The sequence below is a fragment of the Immundisolibacter sp. genome (genome assembly GCF_028696615.1).
GTDB lineage: Bacteria > Pseudomonadota > Gammaproteobacteria > Immundisolibacterales > Immundisolibacteraceae > Immundisolibacter.
In genome coordinates this window covers 1-6,314 of record NZ_JAQVGQ010000158.1, presented here as the reverse complement: position 1 = coordinate 6,314, position 6,314 = coordinate 1, and the positions used below count along the sequence as shown (strand labels likewise).

The following is a 6,314-nucleotide window of genomic DNA, read 5'->3' as shown; positions in this document are numbered from 1 at the left end:
CCCGGGCAACTTTGATCTGGACTACGGCCTGCTCGAAGGCGGCATGCGCCTGTTCGGGGTGAACTTCAAGGTCGCCTGCGAGCTGCTGGAGGGCGGCGCCGTGAACGGTACCCGCGCCCTGCAGACGCCGCTTGCCACGCTGCATGCTTTCAACGGCTGGGCCGATCAGTTCCTGCGCACGCCGGCGGCGGGCCTGAAGGACACCTACGTCACCGTCGGCGGCCCGGTGCCGGGTCTCGCGGTCGACTGGCTGGTGCGCTACGACAGCTACGAATCCGACGCCGGCAGCACCGACTACGGCAGCGAGTGGGGCGTGATGCTCAGCAAGACCTTCGCCGAGAAATACACGGTCGGCGTGAAGTATGCGGACTACAGCACGGATGCGCCGGCCTTCGTCGCCGGACGGCCGGACACCAGCGACGTGAGCAAGGGCTGGCTGTGGCTGCAAATCAAGGCCTGACTCGCGTGAGCCCGTCCGGGCGTGTACCGGACGGGCGACGCAAGACATGCGCGGCACGCGCATTTCTTCACAGACTCTGACGCCTCTTGACGGCGGGTGGTCGGTGCCCAGCGGGGTGTGGGCCACCTTTTTCTCTTGGCTCCGGTATCCGGGCCTGGCGGGGCAAGCTCGATCGACCAGCCTGGCTCGATGCGGTGCTGGCGCGCGCCGCGGCGGTGCAGGCCGACGATCGCTACGCCCACGCCGCGGACCTGGTGAGCGATCTTGAAGCCGGGTTCGTGGGCGCCGCCGGCACCGCGCCGCAGCGCCGCCAGCCGCCGTACGGCCGCAATCCGCTGCGGTTCTGGCAGGGCCTGTCGCTGCTGCTGCCGATCGCGCTGTTGATATTGCTGGCGTGCGGCGGCTGATTGGCACGCCGCGTGCTCTAACGAAACCAGTTCCGGCGGCGGCAGTGCGGTCGTCGCCGGAACCCACATCACCGGCCCGGGGCGCCAGCGACGGCGCGCCGGCCAGGGGCAACGGAGCCCACCGTCACACGCCGTGACGGTGGGCTTTTTTTTGACTTGGACACTCACGGAGCGCGCGCATGGACGACGTCGACAAAAACCTCAGCCCGGCCACTGCCGAGGCACCGGTCAACCCCGCCCGCCGCAGCCTGCTGCGCGGCGCGCTCGCCACCACCGGCGCCGCGGCGCTGCTGAACCTGGTGCCGGCGCCGATCCGCAGCGCCGCCTGGGCGGCCGGCTCGGATGCGCCGGAGAAGCCCGACCTCAAGATCGGCTTCATCCCGCTGACCGACTGCGCGCCGGTCGTGATGGCAGCCTTGAAGGGCTTCGACAAGAAGTATGGCCTCAGCATCACGCCCACCAAGGAAGCCTCCTGGGCCGCCGTGCGCGACAAGCTGATGTACGGTGAGATCGACGCCGCGCACGTGCTGTACGGCCTCGTCTACGGCGTGCAGCTCGGCACCCGCGGCCCGCAGAAGGACATGGCGGTGCTGATGACGCTCAACAACAACGGGCAGGCCATCACGCTTTCGAATGATCTGAAGGCCGCCGGCGTCACCGACGGCGCCGCGCTGAAAAAGCTGGTGGACGGCAAGGCGCGCGACTACACCTTCGGGCAGACCTTCCCCACCGGCACGCACGCCATGTGGCTGTATTACTGGCTGGCCGTGAGCGGCATCCACCCGTTCAAGGACGTCAAGAACATCGTGGTGCCGCCGCCGCAGATGGTCGCCAACATGCGCGTCGGCAACATGGACGGCTTCTGCGTGGGCGAGCCGTGGAACGCGCGTGCGATTGCCGATGGCATCGGCTTCACCGCCGTCACCTCGCAGGACATCTGGCCCGATCACCCCGAAAAGGTGCTGGGCACCACGGCCGAGTTCGTGGCCCGGTACCCGAACACCGCCCGTGCGTTGACCACCGCCGTGCTGGACGCCGCCCGCTGGTGCGACGCGCAGGAAAACCGCCCCGAGATGGCGGACGCCATCGCCGCCAAGTCCTACGTCAACTGCCCGGTGGACATCATCCGGGGCCGCATTCTTGGCGAGTACGACAACGGCCTCGGCAAGACCTGGACGGACGCGAAGCCGATGCGCTTTTTCCGCGACGGCGAGGTCACCTACCCGTGGCTGTCGGACGGCATGTGGTTCCTCACCCAGCACCGCCGCTGGGGCCTGATGGACAAGGACCCGGATTACCTGGCCGTGGCCAAGGCCGTGAACCGCATCGACGTGTACGCGCAGGCCGCCGCCGCGGCGGGCGTGGCGGTGCCCAAGGACACGCTGCGCCGCTCGACGCTGATCGACGGCACCGTCTGGAACGGCGCCGATCCGGTCGCCTACACGGCATCCTTCGCCCTCAAGGTGTAAGCCATGGTCAGCGTGATTGCCTTTCCCGCCGCGTCGCCGGAGGCGCCAATGACCGCGACCGAGCCTGTGGCGCCCGCGCCCGTGACCACCGACGCCGCGCCGCCTGCGGCGAGCGACCAGCCGGCGCCACGCGCCGCCCCGGCCTGGCTGCGCGCCAGCGGGCCGAACCCGCACGCACGGGCGTTTGCCCAGCGCGCCGTGGCGGTGCTGGCCGGGTTGCTGGTGCTGGTGCTGCTGTGGTCGGCGCTGGCCGCCAACACGCGCCTGCCGGGGCCGGGTGCCACCTGGGGCTCCGCCGTCGAGCTGTTCAGCGACCCGTTCTACCGGAACTCGCCGAACGACCAGGGCATCGGCTGGAACGTGCTGGCGTCGCTGAAGCGCGTCGGGCTCGGCTTTGGCGCCGCGGCGCTGGTCGGCATCCCGGTCGGGTTTGCGATCGGCCGCTTCCGGTTTCTCGGCGCCGCGGCGGGGCCGGTCATCAGCCTGCTGCGGCCGGTGTCGCCGCTCGCCTGGCTGCCGATCGGGCTGTTGCTGTTCAAGTCGGCGGAGCCGTCGGCCATCTTTGCCATCTTCATTTGCAGCATCTGGCCGATGATCATCAACACCGCGTCCGGCGTGCAGCAGGTGCCGCGCGAGTACCTCGACGTGGCGCGCGTGCTGCGCCTGTCCGAGTGGACGGTGTTCCGGCGCATCCTGCTGCCGTCGAGCCTGCCGCAGGTGCTGACCGGCGTGCGCCTGTCGGTGGGCGTGGCGTGGCTCGTGATCGTGGCCGCCGAGATGCTGACCGGCGGCGTCGGCATCGGTTTTTGGGTGTGGGACGAGTGGAACAACCTCAACGTCGAACACATCCTGATCGCCATCTTCGTCATCGGCGCCGTGGGGCTGCTGCTGGAGCAGGCGCTGTTGCTGATCGCGCGGCGCTTGCCTTGATTCGGACGGGCTGAATCAGTCCGTCCCGGACTGCCCAGCCCACGGAAACCGAAAAGCGTGGTTTTCGGTTTCCTTCGGCGGTAAGGCGCGGCCTTGCCGCCGGTGGCGCATCCCTGTGCCATGGCCCGCGCGTGACCTCTGCCCAGGAGCACACAGATGAACGAATCGAGATTCCTCACCGTCGAGAAAGTGGACGTCACTTTCGACACCCCCAAGGGCCCGCTCACCGTGCTGGAGGGCGCGAGCTTCGACGTGGCGCGCGGCGAGGTGGTGGCGCTCATCGGCCACTCCGGCTGCGGCAAGTCGACGCTGCTGAACGTGATCGCCGGCCTCAACCGCGCCAGCCGCGGCGGCGTGACGCTGGAGGGCCGCGAGGTCACCGAGCCCGGCCCGGACCGCGCCATGGTGTTCCAGACCCACGCGCTGCTGCCGTGGCTGTCCGCCTACGACAACGTGCGCCTGGCGGTGGACCGCGTGTTCGGCAAGACCAAGACCCGCGCCGAGCGCCACGACTGGACCATGCAGCACCTCGACGAGGTGCACATGGCGCACGCCGCCGACCGCAAGCCCGGCGAAATCTCGGGCGGCATGCGCCAGCGCGTCGGCATCGCCCGCGCGCTCGCCATGCAGCCGAAGGGGCTGCTGATGGACGAGCCCTTCGGCGCGCTCGACGCCCTTACCCGCGCCTCGCTGCAGGACTCGCTGCTGGAAATCCAGGCCACGCTCGGCATGACCGTCATCATCGTCACCCACGACGTGGACGAAGCCGTGCTGCTGTCGGACAAGGTCGTCATGCTCACCAACGGCCCGAATGCCCGCGTCGGCGAGATCGTACCGGTGCCGCTGCCGCGCCCGCGTGATCGTCTGGCGCTGGCCGAGGACCACGTCTACACCCGCGTGCGCGCCGCGGTGCTGCGCTTTCTGCATGCGGGACATCCTGCCGGCGCGGCGGCGTGAGGTGTTTTTGGCGTACTCGATGGCCGGCAGCGCCGATCCATCATATGCATCACATGTCTACAGCACTCGGCAGAACGCCACCTTGAGGTAATCCGCCTCCGGCATGGCTGGCAGCAGCGGATGGTCGGGTCCCTGGTGGCCGCGCTCGAGCATCTGCAGGCGGCGGTTGAGCGGCAGCGCCGCGCGGCGCAGCAGGTCGCGAAAGTCGGCTTCGGGCAGGTGGTGCGAGCACGATGAGCTGACCAGATAACCGCCCGGCGCCACCAGCTGCATGGCCAGGCGATTCAGGCGCAGATAGGCTTCCATGCCGGCATCGGCGTCGCGCTTGCGCTTGATGAACGCGGGCGGGTCGATGGCCACCACGTCGAAGCGCTCGCCGGCTTCGAGCAGCGCGCCCAGCACCTCGAAGGCGTCGCCCTGCTGGGACTGCACCCGCTCGGCGAGGCCGTTGCGCGTGGCGTTATCACACAGGCAGGCCAGCGCCGCGGCGGAGGCATCCACGCACAACACCTGCGCGGCGCCGGCCGCGGCGGCCTGCAGGCCCCAGGCGCCGACATAGCAGAAGCCGTCCAGCACCCGCGCGCCCTGGACGTAGGCCCGCAGGCGCTCGCGGTTTGGCCGCTGGTCGAAATACCAGCCGGATTTCTGCCCGCCGTGTAGCGGCACGCGAAACTCGAGTCCGCCTTCCAGTACCTGCCCGAAGTCCGGCACCTCGCCGTGCAGCACCTCGGCCTCGCCGGTGGGCAGGCCCTCGAGCTCGCGCCCGAAGCCGTCGTTGCGCGCCAGGATGCCGGCCGGTTTTACCAGCTCCATCAGCGCGGCGACGACGGCATCACGCAGGCGCTGCATGCCGGCGGTGCTGACCTGCAGCACCAGCTGCTCGCCGTAGCGGTCCACCACCAGGCCCGGCAGGCCGTCGCCTTCGGCGTGTACCAGCCGGTAGTGCGGCGTGCGGTACAGGCGCTGGCGCAGCGCGAGCGCATCGGCCAGACGCCGGCGCAGCAGCGCCGCTACGGCATCGTCGCCGTCCAGCACGCGGCGCGACAGCAGCCGGGCGGCGATCAGCGAGCGCGGGTTCACGTAGGCGGTGCCGAGCACCGCGCCGCGGGCGCTTTCCACCGTCACGATTTGCCCGGGGGCAAAGGCGGTCAGCGGCGTGGCGGCGATGTCCACCTCGTTGCTGAACACCCACAGGTGGCCGGCGCGCAGGCGGCGGTCTTCGTTCTTTTTCAGGCGCAGCGGGGCGAAGCTCACGGCGTGGTCCGGGCAAAACAGGGGGCGGCATTATCGGTCCGCCGGTCGCCGGCCACCAAACTGGCGCAAGCGGTGCTGGCTCTGCTATACAGTCGTTCGTTCAGAATTCGTCTGCGGCGGGAAACGGAGGCCACATGAAAGTCGTCGCGTTCAATCTGATGCCCTACAAGGACCTGCCGGCCGATTTCGAAAAGCGCTACCCGAGCGTGTGGGTGAGCATCCCGCGCACGTTGTACGACCCGCGCAAGGGCCATCAGTACTACCACGAGTATCTCGACGCGCTGGAAACGGCGGTGGATCTGGGCTACGACGCGGTCGGCGTGAACGAGCACCACAGCAACGGCTACGGCCTGATGCCGTCGCCGAACCTGATGGCGTCCATCCTGTCGCGCAAGGTGCGCCATTCGGACACCACCTCGCTGGTGGTGCTGGGCAACAGCCTGGCGCTGTACAACCCGCCGATCCGCGTGGCCGAGGAGATGGCCATGCTGGACGTGCTGTCGGGCGGCAAGTTCATTGCCGGCTTCCCGGTCGGCACGTCCATGGACACCAACTACTGCTACGGCGTCAACCCGTCCGAGATGCGCGAGCGCTATTACGAGGCGCATGACCTCGTCATGAAGGCCTGGACCACGGACGAGGTGTTCACCTGGAACGGCAAGTACAACCAGCTGCGCTACGTGAACACCTGGCCGCGCACCGCCCAGCGCCCGCACCCGCCGGTGTGGATTCCGGGCGGCGGCAGCGTCGAGACCTATGACTTTTCGCTGCTCAACGATTATTCCTTCTCGTACCTGTCGTTCTTCGGCCACAAGTACGCCAAGAAGGTGATGGGGC

Annotated in this window: 6 protein-coding genes and 1 pseudogene; 6 read left to right on the top strand and 1 reads right to left on the bottom strand. The window is 69.0% G+C overall.

The genetic code is table 11. The features are described from left to right. From PHC73_RS10330 to PHC73_RS10310, 5 genes and pseudogenes are all read left to right on the top strand, one after another. Positions 1-460: pseudogene (locus tag PHC73_RS10330) on the top strand (hypothetical protein); the annotation flags it as partial. A 194-nt stretch (positions 461-654) separates the two neighbouring features. Then, positions 655-867, top strand: a complete 213-nt coding sequence (locus PHC73_RS10325) for a hypothetical protein (RefSeq protein WP_300127625.1) — start codon at positions 655-657, stop codon at positions 865-867. 179 nt (positions 868-1,046) lie between these two features. Next, the gene (locus PHC73_RS10320) at positions 1,047-2,336 is read left to right on the top strand and encodes a CmpA/NrtA family ABC transporter substrate-binding protein (RefSeq protein WP_300127622.1); all 1,290 of its coding nucleotides are present in this window, start codon (positions 1,047-1,049) and stop codon (positions 2,334-2,336) included. 48 nt (positions 2,337-2,384) lie between these two features. Next, entirely contained in the window at positions 2,385-3,266 is an 882-nt protein-coding gene (gene ntrB, locus PHC73_RS10315; protein WP_300127619.1) for a nitrate ABC transporter permease, read from the top strand. A 156-nt stretch (positions 3,267-3,422) separates the two neighbouring features. Continuing rightward, positions 3,423-4,223: an ABC transporter ATP-binding protein gene (locus PHC73_RS10310; RefSeq protein ID WP_300127617.1), complete on the top strand. Its 801-nt coding sequence runs from the start codon at positions 3,423-3,425 to the stop codon at positions 4,221-4,223. Between the two features lie 57 nt (positions 4,224-4,280). Here the strand turns inward: PHC73_RS10310 and PHC73_RS10305 are convergent, their stop codons facing one another. Beyond that, complete coding sequence (locus PHC73_RS10305; RefSeq protein WP_300127614.1) at positions 4,281-5,477, bottom strand: class I SAM-dependent rRNA methyltransferase; 1,197 nt, start codon at positions 5,475-5,477, stop codon at positions 4,281-4,283. 134 nt (positions 5,478-5,611) lie between these two features. Between PHC73_RS10305 and PHC73_RS10300 the strand changes: the two genes are divergently transcribed. After that, positions 5,612-6,314 (top strand): LLM class flavin-dependent oxidoreductase (locus tag PHC73_RS10300; protein ID WP_300127611.1); only part of this gene is annotated, 703 nt, incomplete at its 3' end.